20 protein-coding genes and 2 tRNA genes are annotated in these 17,340 nt (G+C 67.1%); 18 read left to right on the top strand and 4 right to left on the bottom strand.

Features of this window, described 5'->3' with window-relative positions:
* Window positions 1-65 precede the first annotated feature (65 nt).
* Window positions 66-137: transfer RNA gene (locus tag OB895_RS07555), tRNA-Thr, on the top strand.
* 34 nt (window positions 138-171) lie between these two features.
* A tRNA-Met gene (locus OB895_RS07550) sits at window positions 172-245 on the top strand.
* A gap of 45 nt (window positions 246-290) precedes the next feature.
* Here the strand turns inward: OB895_RS07550 and OB895_RS07545 are convergent.
* Complete coding sequence (locus OB895_RS07545) at window positions 291-854, bottom strand: GNAT family N-acetyltransferase (protein WP_311879712.1); 564 nt, start codon at window positions 852-854, stop codon at window positions 291-293.
* 125 nt (window positions 855-979) lie between these two features.
* On the opposite strand from OB895_RS07545, the gene OB895_RS07540 reads away from it, so the two are divergent.
* Entirely contained in the window at window positions 980-1,162 is a 183-nt protein-coding gene (locus tag OB895_RS07540; protein WP_056375780.1) for a hypothetical protein, read from the top strand.
* A gap of 64 nt (window positions 1,163-1,226) precedes the next feature.
* Here OB895_RS07540 and OB895_RS07535 read toward each other — a convergent pair whose 3' ends face one another.
* Both OB895_RS07535 and OB895_RS07530 read right to left on the bottom strand, forming a co-directional pair.
* Window positions 1,227-2,903 carry an MDR family MFS transporter gene (locus OB895_RS07535; protein WP_042539122.1) on the bottom strand — a complete coding sequence of 559 codons (1,677 nt, stop codon included), beginning with the start codon at window positions 2,901-2,903 and terminating at the stop codon, window positions 1,227-1,229.
* Window positions 2,904-3,518, bottom strand: coding sequence for a TetR family transcriptional regulator (locus OB895_RS07530; RefSeq protein WP_079112364.1), 615 nt, complete (start codon window positions 3,516-3,518; stop codon window positions 2,904-2,906).
* Between the two features lie 105 nt (window positions 3,519-3,623).
* On the opposite strand from OB895_RS07530, the gene OB895_RS07525 reads away from it, so the two are divergent.
* From OB895_RS07525 to OB895_RS07495, 7 genes are all read left to right on the top strand, one after another.
* Window positions 3,624-4,232 (top strand): TetR/AcrR family transcriptional regulator, encoded by a 609-nt coding sequence (locus tag OB895_RS07525; RefSeq protein WP_042539127.1) that lies wholly within the window; start codon window positions 3,624-3,626, stop codon window positions 4,230-4,232.
* Complete coding sequence (locus OB895_RS07520; protein ID WP_311879708.1) at window positions 4,229-5,665, top strand: MFS transporter; 1,437 nt, start codon at window positions 4,229-4,231, stop codon at window positions 5,663-5,665. Before OB895_RS07525 ends, OB895_RS07520 begins: the two co-directional genes overlap by 4 nt.
* Window positions 5,666-5,668: 3 nt before the next feature.
* Window positions 5,669-6,862: a M20 metallopeptidase family protein gene (locus tag OB895_RS07515; protein WP_311879706.1), complete on the top strand. Its 1,194-nt coding sequence runs from the start codon at window positions 5,669-5,671 to the stop codon at window positions 6,860-6,862.
* A 157-nt stretch (window positions 6,863-7,019) separates the two neighbouring features.
* Window positions 7,020-7,487 carry an Asp23/Gls24 family envelope stress response protein gene (locus OB895_RS07510; protein WP_311879704.1) on the top strand — a complete coding sequence of 156 codons (468 nt, stop codon included), beginning with the start codon at window positions 7,020-7,022 and terminating at the stop codon, window positions 7,485-7,487.
* 123 nt (window positions 7,488-7,610) lie between these two features.
* The gene (locus OB895_RS07505; RefSeq protein ID WP_311879703.1) at window positions 7,611-8,177 is read left to right on the top strand and encodes an RNA polymerase sigma factor; all 567 of its coding nucleotides are present in this window, start codon (window positions 7,611-7,613) and stop codon (window positions 8,175-8,177) included.
* Window positions 8,174-8,797, top strand: coding sequence for an Asp23/Gls24 family envelope stress response protein (locus tag OB895_RS07500; RefSeq protein WP_042539137.1), 624 nt, complete (start codon window positions 8,174-8,176; stop codon window positions 8,795-8,797). The genes OB895_RS07505 and OB895_RS07500 overlap by 4 nt, the downstream gene beginning before the upstream one ends.
* The gene (locus OB895_RS07495) at window positions 8,794-9,147 is read left to right on the top strand and encodes a hypothetical protein (RefSeq protein ID WP_056375788.1); all 354 of its coding nucleotides are present in this window, start codon (window positions 8,794-8,796) and stop codon (window positions 9,145-9,147) included. The genes OB895_RS07500 and OB895_RS07495 overlap by 4 nt, the downstream gene beginning before the upstream one ends.
* Before the next feature lie 103 nt (window positions 9,148-9,250).
* Here OB895_RS07495 and OB895_RS07490 read toward each other — a convergent pair whose 3' ends face one another.
* Window positions 9,251-10,096, bottom strand: coding sequence for an SDR family oxidoreductase (locus tag OB895_RS07490; RefSeq protein WP_079112367.1), 846 nt, complete (start codon window positions 10,094-10,096; stop codon window positions 9,251-9,253).
* Window positions 10,097-10,190: 94 nt separating this feature from the next.
* Here OB895_RS07490 and OB895_RS07485 point away from each other — a divergent pair, with 94 nt between their 5' ends.
* The 8 genes from OB895_RS07485 to rpsI all read left to right on the top strand — a co-directional run bounded on the left by OB895_RS07485 (window position 10,191) and on the right by rpsI (window position 17,330).
* Entirely contained in the window at window positions 10,191-10,556 is a 366-nt protein-coding gene (locus OB895_RS07485; RefSeq protein WP_042539143.1) for a winged helix-turn-helix transcriptional regulator, read from the top strand.
* A gap of 99 nt (window positions 10,557-10,655) precedes the next feature.
* Window positions 10,656-12,197, top strand: a complete 1,542-nt coding sequence (locus tag OB895_RS07480; protein ID WP_042539145.1) for an APC family permease — start codon at window positions 10,656-10,658, stop codon at window positions 12,195-12,197.
* Between the two features lie 41 nt (window positions 12,198-12,238).
* Window positions 12,239-13,087, top strand: coding sequence for a tRNA pseudouridine(38-40) synthase TruA (gene truA / locus OB895_RS07475; RefSeq protein ID WP_056375792.1), 849 nt, complete (start codon window positions 12,239-12,241; stop codon window positions 13,085-13,087).
* Window positions 13,084-14,379, top strand: coding sequence for a hypothetical protein (locus OB895_RS07470; protein WP_311879698.1), 1,296 nt, complete (start codon window positions 13,084-13,086; stop codon window positions 14,377-14,379). Before truA ends, OB895_RS07470 begins: the two co-directional genes overlap by 4 nt.
* Before the next feature lie 173 nt (window positions 14,380-14,552).
* Window positions 14,553-15,446, top strand: a complete 894-nt coding sequence (locus tag OB895_RS07465; protein WP_311879696.1) for a hypothetical protein — start codon at window positions 14,553-14,555, stop codon at window positions 15,444-15,446.
* Window positions 15,447-15,523: 77 nt separating this feature from the next.
* Window positions 15,524-16,192, top strand: coding sequence for an endonuclease/exonuclease/phosphatase family protein (locus OB895_RS07460; RefSeq protein ID WP_311879695.1), 669 nt, complete (start codon window positions 15,524-15,526; stop codon window positions 16,190-16,192).
* Between the two features lie 178 nt (window positions 16,193-16,370).
* Window positions 16,371-16,817 (top strand): 50S ribosomal protein L13, encoded by a 447-nt coding sequence (gene rplM / locus OB895_RS07455; RefSeq protein WP_042539156.1) that lies wholly within the window; start codon window positions 16,371-16,373, stop codon window positions 16,815-16,817.
* A gap of 27 nt (window positions 16,818-16,844) precedes the next feature.
* Entirely contained in the window at window positions 16,845-17,330 is a 486-nt protein-coding gene (gene rpsI / locus OB895_RS07450) for a 30S ribosomal protein S9 (protein ID WP_042539158.1), read from the top strand.
* Window positions 17,331-17,340 lie beyond the last annotated feature (10 nt).

Genomic DNA, 17,340 nt, shown 5'->3' with positions numbered 1-17,340 from the left:
CCTCGATTTCATGAGGACGCCACAGTGATGGTATTCTCGTGTGGTTGCCCCGCGAGGGGCAGCGCGCCCCGATAGCTCAGTGGCAGAGCACTTCCATGGTAAGGAAGGGGTCGTCAGTTCAATCCTGACTCGGGGCTCACAGCGTTCGTATCTGCGATGCGGATGCGGTGTGGCAGGGTAGCTCAGCTGGTCAGAGCGCACGACTCATAATCGTGAGGTCGCGGGTTCAAGCCCCGCTCCTGCTACAGATCAAGACCCCCGGTTTTCCGGGGGTTTTGTCGTATCCGGGCTCAGGAGCGACCGGCTCCGACCCGCGCGCGCTCGGTGAGCTGCGCATACATGTACATGTCCCGTGGCCGCCCGTCGATCCTCTGCCAGGCCTTCAGAAGGCCCTCGCGTTCATAGCCTGCGCTCTCCGCCACGCGCCAGGATCCTTCGTTGGCCGGCTCCACATGGAGCTCGAGACGGTCGAGGCGTTCGAGAGTCGATGCCCACGACGTCAGGGTGGCGAGAGCGTCGGCCGCAAAGCCGCGCCGGCGCTGTGACGCAGCGACCCAGTATCCGAGGCTCGCGCGCGTGCGACCGACCGGAAAGAGACCGATGTGACCGACCGCGCGATCATCGAGGTCCGCGATCGCGAACGCATAACCCGCGCCCGACTCGAGCCTCTGATGCTGACGACGGATGAACGCCACGGCCGCGGTCTCGTCGGGGGTCCGCGGGACCGTGGTCACGAGCGGGATGAGCGTGTCGCGCGACGCCTCCTGCACGAGGGCGACGTCCGTGTCGCGCCATGCGCGGAGCCGCACCTGTCTGCCGGAGAGAGTCGGAAGGACGAGAGGGGCATCGCTCATGATCCGATGGTCGCACGACGGCCATCGGAACGGTTGCTGCACGGCACGACGATGTCAAGGGGATGCCGGCTCGGGGCCCGACCCGGTCACACTGATCGTCCGATACCCCGACGATAGGAGCGATCATGTCAGACCCTCAGGCAGGCCCGGACGAAGGTGCCGAGATCGACGCGACCGGCGTGGACGCCGACTTCGTGACGAACGATCCGGATCCCGAGATCGACCCCGCGACCCCGGGTGAGGATCAGAAGGCTGACGGCGACAACGCAGATCACCCTGACGAGCTCGAGGTGGGCGACCTTCCCTGACTTCGCAGACGACACGGGCCCGCTCCTCGAGGTGAGGAGCGGGCCCGTGATCTGTGGAGAGGCGTCAGTGAGCGGTCGGAGGGGCGTCGCTCTCGGCCGCGACATGCGCCTTGCCATCCGAACCGGCGGCGGTCCGGACGGGCGTTCCTCGTTGCTCCGCTTCGAGGCGCTCGGCCTCCTCGCCGCTGATGGCCTCGCCTCGGGCGACGAGCCCGGCCTGATCAGACAGCGGGATCTGCTTGAGGAACAGCGACAGCACGAGGGCGAGCACGATGAACGGCACGAGGAACCAGAAGACCGGAGCGAGAGCATCCGCGTAGGCCGTGACGATTCCGTCTCGTACCTCATCGGGAAGCGCGTTGAGCGTCGCCGGGTCGATGGTCGACGCCGCCTGCGATGCGTCCTCCGGCGATGCCCCGGCATCGGCGAAGACGCCGAGCAGGTTCTCGGTCAGACGGGTGGTGAAGATGGTGCCGAACACCGCGGTGCCGAGCGAGGCACCCACCTCGCGGAAGTAGTTGTTCGTGCTGGTCGCGGTGCCGATCTCGCCGGCGGGCACCGCGTTCTGCACGACCAGGACGACCACCTGCATGATCAGGCCGAGCCCGGCGCCGAACACGAACAGGAACGCGCAGATCAGCCAGATCGGCGTCTCGGCCGAGAGTGTGGTCATCGACACCATCGCGATGCCGGTGAGGATCGTGCCGACGATCGGATAGATCTTGTACTTGCCGGTCTTCGAGATCGCGATGCCCGAGAAGATCGAGGTTCCGATCAGTCCGACCATCATCGGGATCATCAGCAGACCGGATGCCGCGGCCGACGTGCCGGACGACATCTGCAGGAACGTGGGCACGAAGCCGATCGCCGCGAACATGCCGATGCCGAGCACGAGTCCGATCGCGGTCGCGTTGACGAAGATCGGGTTGCGGAAGAGGCTCAGCGGGATGATCGGGTCCTGCACCTTCGCCTCCGTGATCACGAAGGCTGTCGCGGCCACGACGAGACCCGCGCCCCAGGCCCAGGTCGCGAGGGAATCCCAGCCGAACTCCTTGTCGCCGCCGAAGTCGGTGAAGAAGATCAGGCAGGTGGTCGCGATCGACAGGAAGATCACGCCGAAGATGTCGATCGGCTTCTGAGCCTTCTTGCTCGGCAGCTTCAACGCGACGAGCGCGATGATGAACGCCGCGATGCCGACGGGGATGTTGATGTAGAACGCCCACTGCCACGTCAGGTGGTCGACGAAGAAGCCTCCGAGCAGCGGACCGGCCACCGCAGAGAGACCGAACACGGCGCCGAGCGGACCCATGTACTTGCCGCGTTCGTTCGCGGGGACGATGTCGGCGATGATCGCCTGCGACAGGATCATCAGTCCGCCGCCGCCGAGGCCCTGCAGCGCGCGGAAGGTGACGAACATCCAGAAGTCGGTGGCGAAGGCGCAGCCGACCGACGCGAGCGTGAACAGCGCGATCGCGACGAGGAACAGATTGCGTCGGCCGAGTACGTCACCGAACTTGCCGTAGATCGGCATGACGATCGTGGTCGCCAGCAGGTAGGCGGTGGTGATCCAGACCTGATGGTCGACGCCGCCGAGCTGTCCGACGATCGTCGGCATGGCGGTCGAGACGATCGTCTGGTCGAGGCTCGAGAGCAGCATCCCGGCGATCAGGGCGCTGAAGATGATCCAGATGCGCCGCTTGGTGAGCAGGAACGGCGCGTCCTTGGTGGCTGTGGCGGACATTCAGTCGGCTTTCTGTGATGGTGCGAACACGGCGCGAGCGATCTCGAGGCGACGCCTGACGAGATCGCTGAAGGAATCGGTCGAGTGATGGTGCAGCAGTTGGTCCATGCACAGGCGCACCAGCGCGCCGACGGTGTGGACCATGACCTCGGCGTGCAACTCGGCATCGGCAGCGCCCTCGCCGCTTCGCCGCACGACGAGCTCCATGTCGCGACGCTCGTTCTTCGCCAGCTGCTCGAACGCGGCCTTGAGCAGCCGAGGCTCCTGCTCGATCACCGCGAACATGGCGGGCGCGTCGTCGAGCGGGTTGAAGAGCTCGAATCGGGCGATCGTCAGCCGGAGGAAATCATCGAGGAGGTCGCCGCTCTGGGCGACGAACTCCGCTTCGAGGCCTTCCTGTCGGGAGTCGATCGCGGCGAACCCGAAGACGGCGTTCTCCTTGCTCTCGAAGTAGTTGAAGAACGTGCGCCGCGAGACGCCCACCTCGGCGCAGAGCTCCTCGACCGTGAAACCGGCGAAGCCGCGCTCCGTCGTCAGTCGGCGTGCCGCATCGGTGAGCGCGCGCGTCGTCGCGCGCCTGCGCTGCTCTCGCAGTGAATCTGCACTCTCACTCATAGAGTGCAATATTGCACTCCGAATCTAAGAGTGCACTGTGAGCGCGAGTGACATCGTTTCATATCCGTAATACTTACGAAACACTCCGTATCGTATCGTTGGGCCATGACCTCCGATCCGATCGAGAAGCCCGGCCGTCCCACCGACGAGGACCTCACTCGACGCATCCTCGCGACGGCAGGCGAGATGCTCGGCCGAAACGGCTATCAGGCACTCAGCGTGGAGCAGGTGTCGAAGGCGGTCGGCTGCGGCAAGACCGCGATCTATCGCCGTTACGCCGACAAGGGCGCGCTCGTCGCCGCGGTGCTCCGATCGCAGGTCGAGATCGGAGCAATGCCCGATCGCGGAGACATCCGTGCCGACCTGCTCGAACACGTGCTGCAGAACCAGCGCAACCAGGAGCTGTCTCCCGAACAGAGCCACGGCCTGCGCGCGATGTTCGAGCCGGATGTCTTTCCCACTCTGTGGGATTCCTTCTTCCAGCACCGCCGTAGGCAGGGCGTCGAGATCATCGATCGAGCCATCGCCCGCGGCGAGCTCCCGGAGGACGTCCACCACGACATCCTCCTCGACACGATCGCCGGGCTCACCCTGTACCGGCAGTCCGTCAAGCGCATCCACATCGATGAGCGCCACTACGTCGACATCATCGACGCTCTCGTCAGCACCCCGCCGCGTCGCCTTGCAGACGCTGATGAACAGGCTTCTCCTTGACCACTGACACTCCACCCCTCACCCGATCCCTGCCGAACGTGAGCGCTCGCGCGGTCGTCGGCTTCCTCGTCTTCTGCGAACTCGCGAGCGGATTCGTCCAGGGGTTCTACGCCCCTCTGCTCGGCGAGATCGCCGGCCATCTCCAGGTCTCCGACGCCGACATCACCTGGTTCCTCACGGTCCAGACCCTGGCCGCAGCAGTCTGCGTGCCGCTGCTCTCCAAGCTCGGAGACATCTTCGGGCATCGCCGGATGCTCCGGATCGCCGTGGTCGCGGTGCTGATCGGCACTCTCGTCACCGCGTTCCTGCCGAGCTACCCGCTGGTGCTCGCCGCTCGCATCCTCGTGGGGCCACTCGCGGTGTGGCTGCCGCTCGAGATCGCTCTCGTGCACAACCGCATCAAGGGCGAGACGGCTCGCACCTCGATCGGCCTGCTCGTGTCGTGCCTGACGGGCGGCGCCATTCTCGGGACGATCTCGGCCGGCATCTTCTCCGCGATCCTGCCCACACTCACGCTGACACTGCTGGTGCCCGTGCTGTTCGTCGCAGTCAGCGTCTACGCGGTCTTCTTCAAGGTGCCCGAATCCACCTCGCGCACCGGGGCGAAGATCGACATCGTCGGATTCATCGGCATCGGACTCGCGATGGTCGTGCTGCTGTTCGGTCTGCGCTTGGCGTCGACTGACGGGTTCGCCTCGGCAGCGACGATCGCCACCCTCGCTGCGGCAGTCGTCATCTTCGTGCTCTGGGTGCTGTGGGAGCTGCGCGTCACGTCACCCGCGATCGATGTGCGGCTGATCGTCTCGCCGCGCCTCGGGCCCGTCTACCTCACGGCATTCCTGTTCGGCATGGTGATGTTCGGTGCGCAGGCTCCCTCGACGACGTTCCTGACGGCCGATCCCGATACCGCGGGCTACGGCTTCGCGGCGTCCGCGGGAACAGCGTCGGCGGTCACGGCGGTCGTGACGATCCTCGCGACCGTGGGGGCGGCGACCTTCGCGCCGATCGCGCGCCGGATCGGCATCCGTGCGGTGCTGGTGACGGGTGCGGTTCTCGCCGCGTCGGGATCTCTCATCCAGATCGCGTTCCACGATGAGCTCTGGCAGATCTTCGTGATCTCGGCGATCAACGGCATCGGCATGGGGTTCCTCCTCGGTGCACTTCCCGCGCTCGTCGCCGAACTGGCTCCGAGCGACTCGACCGGCATCGCGACCGGCGTGTACAACTCGTTGCGCACCCTCGGAGGTTCTGCTGCCGGTGCGGTGTTCGCCGTGCTGCTCGCGGGCTTCACGGCATCCGGATCCCTCAGCTCGTCGATCGGCGGCTACATCACGATCTGGAGCGTCTGCGCCGGGGCGTTCATCGTCGCCGCGCTCGCCCTGGCGTTCATGCGGATGCCGCACGAGACCGACACCTCCCTCACGAAAGGCTGACCCTTGACCACCCCAGACTTCGCGGCGGATGCCGTCGCGATCCTGCCCGACCTCGTCGCGCTGCGGCGCGCCCTGCACGCCGACCCCGAGCTCGGACTCGACCTCCCTCGCACGCAGCAGAAGGTGCTCGACGCCCTCGCAGGGCTGCCGCTGGAGATCACCACCGGCACCCGCACGACTTCGGTGGTCGCGGTGCTGCGCGGCGGGCTGCCGGGGCCTGCGGTGCTGCTGCGCGGCGACATGGACGCCCTGCCGATCGAGGAGACGACCGGCCTCGACTTCGCCTCCGTCAACGGCACCATGCACGCGTGCGGTCACGACCTGCACACCGCAGGGCTGGTCGGTGCGGCGAAGCTGCTCGCCGCACGGCGTGATGAGCTGCACGGCTCGGTGATCTTCATGTTCCAGCCGGGGGAGGAGGGGCATGGCGGCGCGAAGATCATGATCGAAGAGGGGCTGCTCGACGCTGCGGGAGAGCGGCCGGTCGCCGCCTACGCGATCCACGTGGCCCCGGGGCCCCGAGGCCTCTTCGCGACGAGAGGCGGAGCGGTGGCCGCCGGATCCAATCAGCTCTTCGTCACGGTGAGGGGGCGAGGAGGGCACGGATCGCAGCCGCACCAGACGCTCGACCCGGTGCCCGCGGCGGCCGAGATCGTGCTCGCGCTGCAGAGTTTCGTGACACGGCGGTTCGATGCGTTCGACCCCGTCGTGCTGTCGGTGACCCGACTCTCGACGGGAGACGGGGCGGTCAACGTCATTCCTGAGCAGGTCGAGCTGGCGGCGACGGTCCGCAACATGTCGCCGGCATCGCTCGCGACGCTGCAGGAGGGGCTCCCTCGAGTGATCGAGGGAGTGGCGGCCGCCCATGGGCTGTCGGCGGAGGTCCGGTTCGACACGATGTATCCGGTGACGGTGAACGACCCGGAGGAGACGTCCGCGACGGTCGACGTCCTGCGGGGTGCGTTCGGGGAGCAGCGGGTCGTGATGATGCCGACGCCGATGATGGGGTCGGAGGACTTCGCGTTCGTGCTGAACGAGGTTCCCGGCACGTTCATCGCGTTGATGACCTCGCCGCCCGATGCCGCTCCGAGCACGATCGAGTGGAACCACTCGCCGCGGGTCGTGTTCGACGACGCGGTGCTCGGCGACCAGTCCGCGGCACTGGCATCCGTCGCATTCGCCCGCACGGCGCGCTGACATCGACTCTGATCTGAGGCCGCTCCCCGCTCGGGGAGCGGCCTCCGTCATGATTCACGTCCAATTTGTGACGAATCGTTCGTAGCATCCGTCTTAGTGGTGTCGCTGCACTGCGGCCCTCCCCGCCGGGGATCCCACACTGATGAAGGAGCACATGATGGCGAACGTCTCGAACGCACAGCAGCCCAAGGTCCAGGTCGCCCCGGCAGGTTCGACCGTCGCCTCGACAGGTGCGACGATCATCGAGAACGGCGTCGTCGCCAAGATCGCCGGCATCGCGGCTCGTGAGGTTCCCGGCGTCTACGCCCTCGGTGGCGGAGCAGCGCGCGCTGTGGGTGCCATCCGCGACGCTCTCAACTCGACGGACCTCACCCAGGGCATCAGCGTCGAGGTCGGCGAGACCCAGGTCGCCGTCGATGTGACCATCGTCGCCGAGTATCCGGTGTCGCTGCAGAAGGTCGCCGACGACGTGCGAGCTGCGATCTCCGTCGCGATGAGCGAGTACGTCGGCAAGCAGGCTGTCGAGGTCAACGTCACCATCAACGACGTGCACATCCCCTCCGACGACGACACGACCGCCGACACGGTCGCCACAGACGACGGCACGGAGACACGTGTCCTGTAGCCCCTCGAGATGCGTACGGGTGACCGGATCAGCATCTCGTGACCGCTCCGTCGGATCGTCGATCCGATCCGACGGTGCGTCTGCTCCGAACTTCTCACGGGGCATGGAAGAGGGAGTCGACGTATGGCTGGGGAACGATTTCGCTCTGCTCTCGAGCAGGCGGATGACCGGATGGTCGCCGGTCGGGCGATGGACGGCGACGTGGCCGCCTTCGCCGTGCTGGTGCGGCGGTACACGCCGATGATGCGTGCGTACACGCAGCGGATGCTGAACGCGTCGGCCGATGTCGATGACATCGTCCAGGAGACGTTCGTCACCGCATGGCAGCGGTTCTCCGAGCTCGACGACCCGGCGAAGGTCAAGAGCTGGCTGATGCGCATCGTGAGCCGCAAGGCGGTCGACCGCATCCGCGCGCTGCGATCGATGCTCGACGTCGACGACATGGAGCAGGCGGCTCCGTCGCACAGCGCGCCCGCGCGCGTGGTGGAGGCGCGCGCGGGGATCGAGGCGCTCGGCGCGGCGTTGCAGGAGCTGCCCGCTGCTCAGCGTGAATGCTGGGTGCTGAGGGAGATGGGCGGCTACTCGTACGACGAGATCGCGTCGGAGCTCGACATCTCGGTGTCGACGGCACGTGGCCTTCTCGCTCGAGCCAGAAAGTTCATGATCGTGCGAATGGAGGCCTGGCGATGACTGAAGAGCAGAAGGCTCCCGACGTGCGTCAGCTCGGACTCGAGCCGAGCGATCTCGACGGGCACACCCTCGAAGAGCTGAGCGACTATCTCGAGGCCGGCAGGCTTCCCGTCGACCCGTCGATCGAGGGCTCGCCGGGGTGCCAGCTCGCACTGGACGCGCTCGAGCGGCTGCAGGGTCTGGGGGGACAGCTGATCGAAGCGGATGCCGCGGCGAGGCCGGAGGTCGACGACAGCTGGGTCGACCGGATCCTCTCGGGGATCGCGCTGGATGCCCGTGCAGGACGCCGCATCCCGTTCGACGAATCCGACCCCTCCGTGGACTTCGGCATCACGGAAGGCGCGGTTCGGGGACTCATCCGCTCGGCGGAGAACGCCGTGCCCGGCATCATGGTCGGTCGGTCGACTCTCGACGGAGACGTCACCGTCGTGGGCGAGCCGATCCGGATCGCGATCGAGGTCAACGCCATCTACGGGGAGTCCATCCCGACCGCGGTCGAGCGGCTTCGCGCCGAGATCGCGGAGCGTCTGCACCGGCAGACGGACCTCACCGTGACCTCGATCGACGTCACGGTGCGCGACATCCAACGGATCAGCAGTGCAGCGGAGGAGACCTCATGAGCACCACAGCCCTACCGGGACTCGCCGAGCGGATCGAGGCGGCGGTGCTGGCGACGCCCGGCGTGCGCAACGTCTACCGAGCGGGCTCGCTGGTGTCGAACATCGTCGGAGAAGGGGCCGTGGCGATCGGCATCAGCCGGAGCGATGAGGCTCTCGTGGCCGTCCGAACGGATGACGACGGGGTCGAGGTCGAGGCATCGCTCGGTGTCGAGTACTCGGCGAATGCCCTCGAGCTGCTCCGAGATGTCCGCGCGGCGATCGACAAGGTCCTCGCGGACGACGGGCTGGGGCCCGTCGAGATCGCGCTCACGATCGCGTACGTCCATCCGCGGGAGGCATCGTCGGACTGAGTGCGCGTGAGCGCGCGGAGGCGCCGATCCTGGGTGAGGATCGGCGCCTCTCGCTGTGTGAACGGGTGATCAGGGCGAACGGGTGATCAGGGTGAACGGCTGATCAGGCGATCGCGCGGATGCCGTCGACGAGGGGGGTGGTCGGTCGGCCGATCAGCCGGGCGAGGGTGCCGTCCGTGTCTGCGAGCGCGCCTGCGGCGATGCCGGAGTCGAGAGCGACGACGAATCCTGCGGTGCCCTCGTCGAGGCCGGCTGCCTGGAGGCCGGCGAGCTGCTCGTCGGCGGTGAGCGGCTGGTACTCCACCTCGCGGCCCGTGACCTCGGCGATCGCACCGGCGAGTTCGGTGTAGTTCCACGCGACGTCGCCGCCGAGCTCGTACACCTGGCCGATGTGACCGTCCTCGAGCAGCACGACGGCTGCCGCTTCGGCGAAGTCCTTGCGGCTCGCGGAGGCGACTCGTCCGTCACCGGCTCCGGAGGCGAGCACGCCGGTCTCGGCAGCACGGGCGACGTCGGCGGCGTAGTTCTCGGTGTACCAGTTGTTGCGCAGGATCACCGAGGGGAGGTCCGAGGCCGCGATGAGCTCTTCGGTCGCCTTGTGCTCGGGGGCGAGCACGAGATCGCTCGTCGTCGCCTTCGGAGCGCTGGTGTAGACGAACTTCGTCACTCCGGCGGCCTTGGCGGCATCGATGACGGACTGGTGCTGGGCGACGCGCTGGCCGACCTCCGAACCCGAGATGAGCAGGACGCTGTCGACGCCCTCGACGGCTGCAGCGACGGACGAGGGGTCGGTGTAGTCCAGTCGCGCGACCCGCACGCCGAGATCCTCGGCCTTCGCGACGTCGCGCGCGCCGGCGACGATCGACTGCGGGTCGGCGCCGCGCTCGAGGAGGCTCGCGATGACGAGGCGTCCGAGGTTGCCGGTCGCGCCGGTGACGAGGATGGTCATGGGGTGTCCTTTCGTAGGTGACATGAGCGACAACCGCCCCACCCGCGACGAACATTCCAGCTGATGGGTACCCACTTTGAAGTAAGGTACGTACATGACGGTTAGTTATGCGCAGATCCGGGAAGCCACCCCGCAGATCTTCGAGCCTGGATGCAGCACACGAGTGATCCTCGACCACGTGATGAGCAAGTGGGGAGTGCTGGTGCTCTCGTCGCTCTCCGACGGGACCCGTCGCTGGGGCGAGTTGCGCCGCGAGGTCGGCGGCATCAGCGAGAAGATGCTCGCCTCCACCCTGCGCACCCTGGCGGACGACGGGCTCGTGCGCCGCGAATCCTTCCCGACGGTGCCCCCGCACGTCGAGTACAGCCTGACTCCGCTCGGCCGTGACCTCATGCGGCGGATGCTGCCGCTCGTCGAGTGGGTCGCCGAGCACGCCGATGACATGATCGATCGGGGCTAGTTCGACGGATTCCGTCGCCTCTAGGCGCAGGTGAGCACGAAATCCGTCGGTGAGAGAAAAGGATTGACGCGATATACGTGGTAGCCGTATGTTCTGAGCATGTCAGCTACGACGCCGATCCATCTTGAACGCCCCGACGGCAAGGGGCTCGCATCCGGTTCGCTCGGGCTGTGGGGGTCCACCGTCATCGGGCTCGCATCCACCGCACCGGTCTACTCGCTGGTGGCCACGCTCGGATTCGTGGTGCTCGCGGTCGGAGCACAGGCGCCGATCGCCTTCATCATCGCCTTCGTGCCCATGCTGCTGATCGCCTTCGCCTACCGCGAGCTGAACAACGCCGTCCCCGACTGCGGCACCACGTTCACGTGGGGCACCAAGGCCTTCGGGCCCTGGGTCGGCTGGATGGGCGGCTGGGGAGTCGCGGTCGCCGGAATGGTCGTGCTCGCGAATCTCGCCCAGATCGCCTCGGTCTACTTCTGGTCGCTGATCGGCTTCGACCTCGAGAACAACGACTGGCGCATCATCCTGGTGGCCGTGCTCTTCATCGCCGCCATGACGTGGGTGAGCTGGCGCGGTGTCGAGATCGGCGAGCGCATCCAGAACGTCCTGCTCGGTATCCAGTACCTCGCACTGGCGATCTTCGTGGTGGCCGCCCTGTGGCAGTTCTTCGCAGGAACCGCGCCCGATCCCACCCCGTTCGACATGGAATGGCTCAACCCGTTCGGATTCACCTCGTGGTCGGGCTTCACCGAGTCGATCCTGCTCGCCCTCTTCATCTACTGGGGCTGGGACACCTGCCTCGCGCTCAACGAGGAGACGAAGGACCCCAAGCGCATCCCGGGTCGTGCCGCGCTGCTGACCACCGTCATCCTGCTGTTCACCTACGTGGGCGTCACGATCGCGGCCATGATGTACGCGGGCCTGGGCGACACCGGCACCGGGCTCGGCAACGAGGCCAACGCCGACGACTTCTTCCTCGCGATCAAGGACGGACTTCTCGGACCCTTCGGCTGGGTGCTGGTGGTCGCCGTGATCATCTCGGCGATCTCCTCGACGCAGACGACGATCCTGCCCACCGCACGCGGAACACTCGCGATGGGCGTCTACCGCGCTCTGCCCGCGAAGTTCAAGGACGTGCACCCGACCTACAAGACGCCGTCGTTCTCGACGATCGTCATGGGCGTCGTCGCCTCGGTGTACTACGTCGGCATGACCCTGATCAGCGACAACATCCTGCAGGACTCGATCCTGTCGCTCGGCCTCGCCATCGCGTTCTACTACGCGATCACCGGCTTCGCCTGCGTCTGGTACTTCCGCAAGGACCTCACGACCTCGGCGCGTGACTTCTTCTTCAAGGGCCTCTTCCCGTTGCTGGGAGGCCTCATGCTGACGGGGGCGTTCGTGCAGTCGGCGATCGACATGTGGGATGTGGACTACGGCTACACCGTGCTCTTCGGCATCGGCGGAACGTTCGTGATCGGCATCGGCTCGCTCGCCTTCGGTCTCGTGCTCATGTTCGCCTGGTACCTGTTCCCGCGTTCTAAGCGGTTCTTCCGCGGCGAGAGCCTGAACCGCGACACCCAGGTCATGGTGCCGGACGAGCCGGGCGAGGTCATCCGCTCGATCGACGGCGGCATCTGAGCGGAGCCGGATCGCGCGCGGGTACGCCCTAGGCTTTATCCGTGCGCATCCGGCTCGACATCGCCTACGACGGCACCCACTTCCGCGGGTGGGCGAAGCAGCCGACCCTGCGCACCGTTCAGGGGACTCTCGAAGCCGCGCTCGCTCGCATCGTCGGCTCCGACGTGCAGTTCGTCGTCGCAGGGCGGACGGATGCCGGAGTGCACGCCGTGGGCCAGGTGGCGCACGTCGACCTCGATGAGGCGCAGTGGTCGCGCATCGAGTCGCGTCAGGGCCGCGCCCCGCAAGACCCCGCGGCGTCGATCGCGAGGCGCATGCGCGGTGTGCTCGGCGCCTACCCCGATGCGACCGTCACCCGTTCCTCCATCGCTCCCGACGGATTCGACGCCCGCTTCTCGGCGGTCTGGCGTCGCTACCGATATCGGCTCGCCGACTCGACCGCGGGCTACGACCCCCTTCGACGCCACGACACGACCGCGCACCGGGGTGTTCTGGACGACCAGGCGATGGATGCCGCGGCGCGGACGCTCATCGGGCTCCACGACTTCGCGGCATACTGCAAGCCCCGCGAGGAGGCCACGACCATCCGGACCCTCCTCGACTACCGATGGTCGCGGGACTCCGAGGGCGTGCTCGTCGCCGAGGTGAAGGCCGACGCGTTCTGCCACAGCATGGTGCGGGCGCTGGTGGGCGCATGCGTCGCCGTGGGTGAGGGGCGTCTCGACGTCGACGATCTGGTCGTGCTGCGCGACGCGCTCACCCGCACGAGCGAGTTCAAGGTGCTGGCCGCCAGGGGGCTGACGCTCACCGAGGTCGGATACCCGGCCGACGAGCTCCTGTCGACCAGGGCGGAGCAGACGCGCGCTCGTCGCGACGGCACGAGCGCATGACCCGGCCCACGGCCGTGTTCGTCGAGGTCTCGTCGCCAGGATGGGCGTTCTGGCGGGCGGCGCTCGACACCTGTGTCGGCCTGAGCATCGGCACGCTCTACACGTTCCTCGGCATCGTCGTGGTCGGCATCGTGGGGGAGGAGGCACTGTCCTCCCTGTACTGGCAGATCGACCTCGATCCGCTGTTCCGCGCGAGCATGGGGGTGATCCTGCTCATCGCCGCGGTGCTCGCGATCGTCGTGCCCTTCGTGCTGGTCGCCGAGCGGTTCGCCGCCCTCCGTGCGGTCGAGGCGAGCGCACGGGAGAACCCGGATGCCGTGCCGCAGCGATCACTGAGGACGGAGCTCGCGAAGGCCCCCGCCGCATACCTCCAGACCACGGGAACCGTGCTGTTCTGGTGCCTGGTCGGGCTCGGAGCCCTCTTCGCGCTCGCCGTCGTCTTCACAGAGGACCTGCGCGAAGACGGCGTGGTCTGGGCGGTGCTGCTCGTCTTCGCGGTGCTGGCGCTCGCCGCAGCGATGCTGCGGAGGCTGGGGAGACGACTCGTCGAACGCGACGATGCGCGGATGCGCGACCACTGGTCGCGGTGGAAGCAGCTCGTCCCTCGAGCGGAGGCGTCCGACTCGGATCGTCGCGAGGCGGCGATCCGAGCGGCCGTTCCGCAGTGGCTCTCGACTCCGAGCAGGCGGACTCTCGGTCGCGTGGCCCGGGCGCTGCTCACCGCCACACTCGTCTCCCTGGGCGCTTTCATGATCTCGGTCTTCATGCGTCAGCAGTGTCGCAATTGCGATCCGGTCTACTGGAACGAGCCGATCGAGAACGGCATCGACGTGCTGAGCCTCAGCAGCGGAGCGGCGCTCGCCGTGTGCGCAGCCCTCGGCATCCTCGCCTGGGTCGGAGGAGTGGTCCTGCAGTTCGCCCGCGAGCGTGCTCTGGCGAGCTGGGTCTCGGATGGAGCATCACGCAGTGTCGACGTGAGCCTGGTCGAGCCGCTGCTCTCCGGCAACCGATCGATGGTGCGCCTTCAGCTGGGTCTGACGGCCGTCGGCGCGGGTGCCGTCGTCGTGGGCATGGGGGCGCTCTGGGCGGAGTGGGCCGCCATGGACACGCGCGCCGTGCTTCTCACAGCCGTGGTGCTGATCGCTCTCGGGCTCGCGGTCGGGTGGGCGGATGCACGACGCAGCCGCAGAGAGCGACAGCTCGCGCGTGACGCCCTGTTCCCGGGCGACGTCGGACGCGTGGACGAAGACAAGCCCGCCGCGATCACGCGGGAGCGCCGACGCCGCAGGTGACCCGTTCGTGGCCGCCCTTCCCCGGGGGCGGCCACGACGCGGCAGCACCGCCGCGGACGGCGGGTCCCCAGGCCGGGCGCGGCGGTGACGACTCCTGCAGGCCGGAGGGGTGTGACACTGCTGAACCGTATGCTGATCGTACGAAGGGCATCTTCACACTGCGGCGGGGGACTGTGACGGATCGGCTGGGGGATCAGGGCGGCGCATTCGCCGCTGCGCTCCGTGCGGCGATCTCCGACCGGGGAATCACCCTCGCGCGGCTGCGGAGCCAGCTGATCGACGACGGCAACCCGGTATCCATGGCGACGTTGAGCTACTGGCGCTCCGGTGATCGGCAGCCCGAAGGCCCGCAATCGCTGAGCGTCGTCGACGGCTTAGAGGATCGCCTCGGTCTGCATCGAGGACACCTCGGGAGCCTGCTGATCCCGACCGCTCGCCTGGGACCGATCGCACCTCCACGTCTGCCGTTCGACGAGGAGCGCGAGCAGCGCGAGACCGAGGAGACGTTGCGAGAGCTGCGTGCCGCGCCGCAGGACGCCCTGCGCGACCTCTCGACCCACATGACGGCGTTCGTCGGTGCCGACGGCGCGGTCGAGAAGACGATCATGCGCTCGCTCGTGCAGGCGACGAGAGGCACGATCACCGAGGTGCCCCTCATCGACGTGGCGCCGATCGAGACCGATGTCATGTCGGTGATCTCCGACGTCGTCGGTGGGAGGATCGATCGAGAATACCTGCATCGGGGCCGGCTCGTGTCTGGCGTGGTCATCGCGCTCGACGAGCCGATCACCACCGGCGGAACGACGCTGTTCGAGTTCACCGAGACCTTCCCGCCCGGATATCCGCCGCGGCAGTCGGCCTGGCATGCGACGTCGAGACCGGCTCGCGAGAGCCTCATCTGGGTGCGCTTCCATCCCGACGCCCTCCCCAGCTGGTGCGAGGAGTACATCGAGACCGAGGGGGAGTACATCTCGGTGATGCGCTCGACGAACAGCGGCTCGGTCCATCTCGCCCGGCACGGGTTCGGCCCAGGGATCCTGGGACTCCGATGGGGATACGACGAGTGATGCCGAATGGGTGAACTCCACCGATCGAACGGCGATTTCCACCGGAATCCAAGACTGAGCCACTAGCGTGAGGTGCGATGAAGGTCCTCTCATACAACCTGCAGAAGCACCGCGCCGCAGGAGAACTGGCGGCGCTGGTCTCGGCGCACGATCCTGACATCCTGTGTCTCCAGGAGTGCGATGTCGCGGATCTGCCCGAGGCGATCGGCGACCTCACCATCGCCGACGCGACGCAGGGGAATCGGCTGGGACTCGCGATGTTCTATCGGGCCAGCGAGTTCCATCTTCAGGAGGTCAAGACGATCGAGCTGAAGAAGTCGCTGCACGACCGGATCGCGAAGCCCGCGCATGAGCGGGTTCTGGGTGCGCGGCTGAGAGACATCGACGCGGGGCGCGAGTTCATCGCCGCGTCGTTCCACGCGGCGCCGCTGACAGCGCTGAACTCCCTGCGTCGGCACCAGATCCGGGCGGCCCTCACCGAGCTGGCGACGCTCGGCGAAGAGCTGCCGCAGCTGATGGTCGGGGACTACAACTACCCGGTGTTCAAGGAGAACCTCGGTCAGACGATCCGTGAGCACGGGTACGCGCTGACGCTGAGCGACGACCACACCTACACCCGGTACCGCGTGTTCCGCGGACACTACGACTTCGCGACGTCCGCCGGCTTCGAGATCCAGCGGGTCACCACGCTTCCGCAGGGGATGAGCGACCATCGTCCGATCCTGGTGACGACCCGGTTCGACTGATCGCCGACCGGCTCGGTTTGGGAGAACGCCCGGAATGACGTAAGCTGTCACTTTGGTGCTCGACTGCCGAGCACTAACGAACGTGAGCCCTCCACTGGCGTGTTCATCCCTGTAGGGAAGAACCACCCCGGAGTGGGATTCACGAACTTCTCCGTTCGAACAAGAAAGCAGCACTATCGTGACGCGCACTTACTCCCCGAAGGCCGGCGAGGTCCAGCGTGACTGGGTCGTCATCGACGCCACTGACGTCGTTCTCGGCCGCCTGGCCTCGCACGCCGCTACGCTCCTGCGTGGCAAGCACAAGCCCACCTTCGCCAACCACATCGACTCGGGTGACTTCGTCATCATCGTGAACGCCGACAAGGTCGCGCTCACCGGTCAGAAGCTCCAGAAGAAGCTGGCCTACCGCCACTCGGGTTACCCGGGCGGACTGAAGTCGGTCACCTACGCCGAGCTCCTCGAGAAGAACCCGATCCGCGCTGTCGAGAAGGCCATCCGTGGCATGCTCCCCAAGAACAGCCTGGGCCGTCAGCAGCTGTCGAAGCTCAAGGTGTACGTCGGTGCCGAGCACCCGCACGCCGCGCAGCAGCCGCAGACGTACACCCTCGACCAGGTCGCCCAGTAAGCGCCGTAAAGACTTAAGGACATACTCGTGGCTGACATCCAGGACACCACCGAAAACCCCCAGAACTTCTCGACCTCGACTCCCGAGACCGACGCAGTCGAGGCGGCCCCCCGCCCCGTGCTCAGCGTCCCGGGTGCCGCTGTCGGCCGTCGCAAGCAGGCCATCGCCCGCGTGCGTCTCGTCCCCGGCTCGGGAACGATCACGGTCAACGGCCGCACGCTCGAGGACTACTTCCCGAACAAGCTGCACCAGCAGCTGATCAACGACCCGTTCACGATCCTCAACCTCGCCGGCGGCTACGACGTCATCGCGCGCATCTCCGGCGGTGGCCCCTCGGGTCAGGCCGGCGCGCTGCGTCTCGGCATCGCCCGTTCGCTCAACGGCATCGACGAGGAGAACAACCGTCCGACGCTGAAGAAGGCCGGCTTCCTGTCGCGCGACGCTCGCGTCAAGGAGCGCAAGAAGGCTGGACTCAAGAAGGCCCGTAAGGCGCCTCAGTACTCGAAGCGTTAAGGTCAACCGC

Source organism: Microbacterium forte, from assembly GCF_031885415.1.
Taxonomy (GTDB): Bacteria; Actinomycetota; Actinomycetes; order Actinomycetales; family Microbacteriaceae; genus Microbacterium; species Microbacterium forte.
Note: the sequence above shows the minus strand (reverse complement) of the source record. Positions and strands in the feature narration are given on the sequence as shown.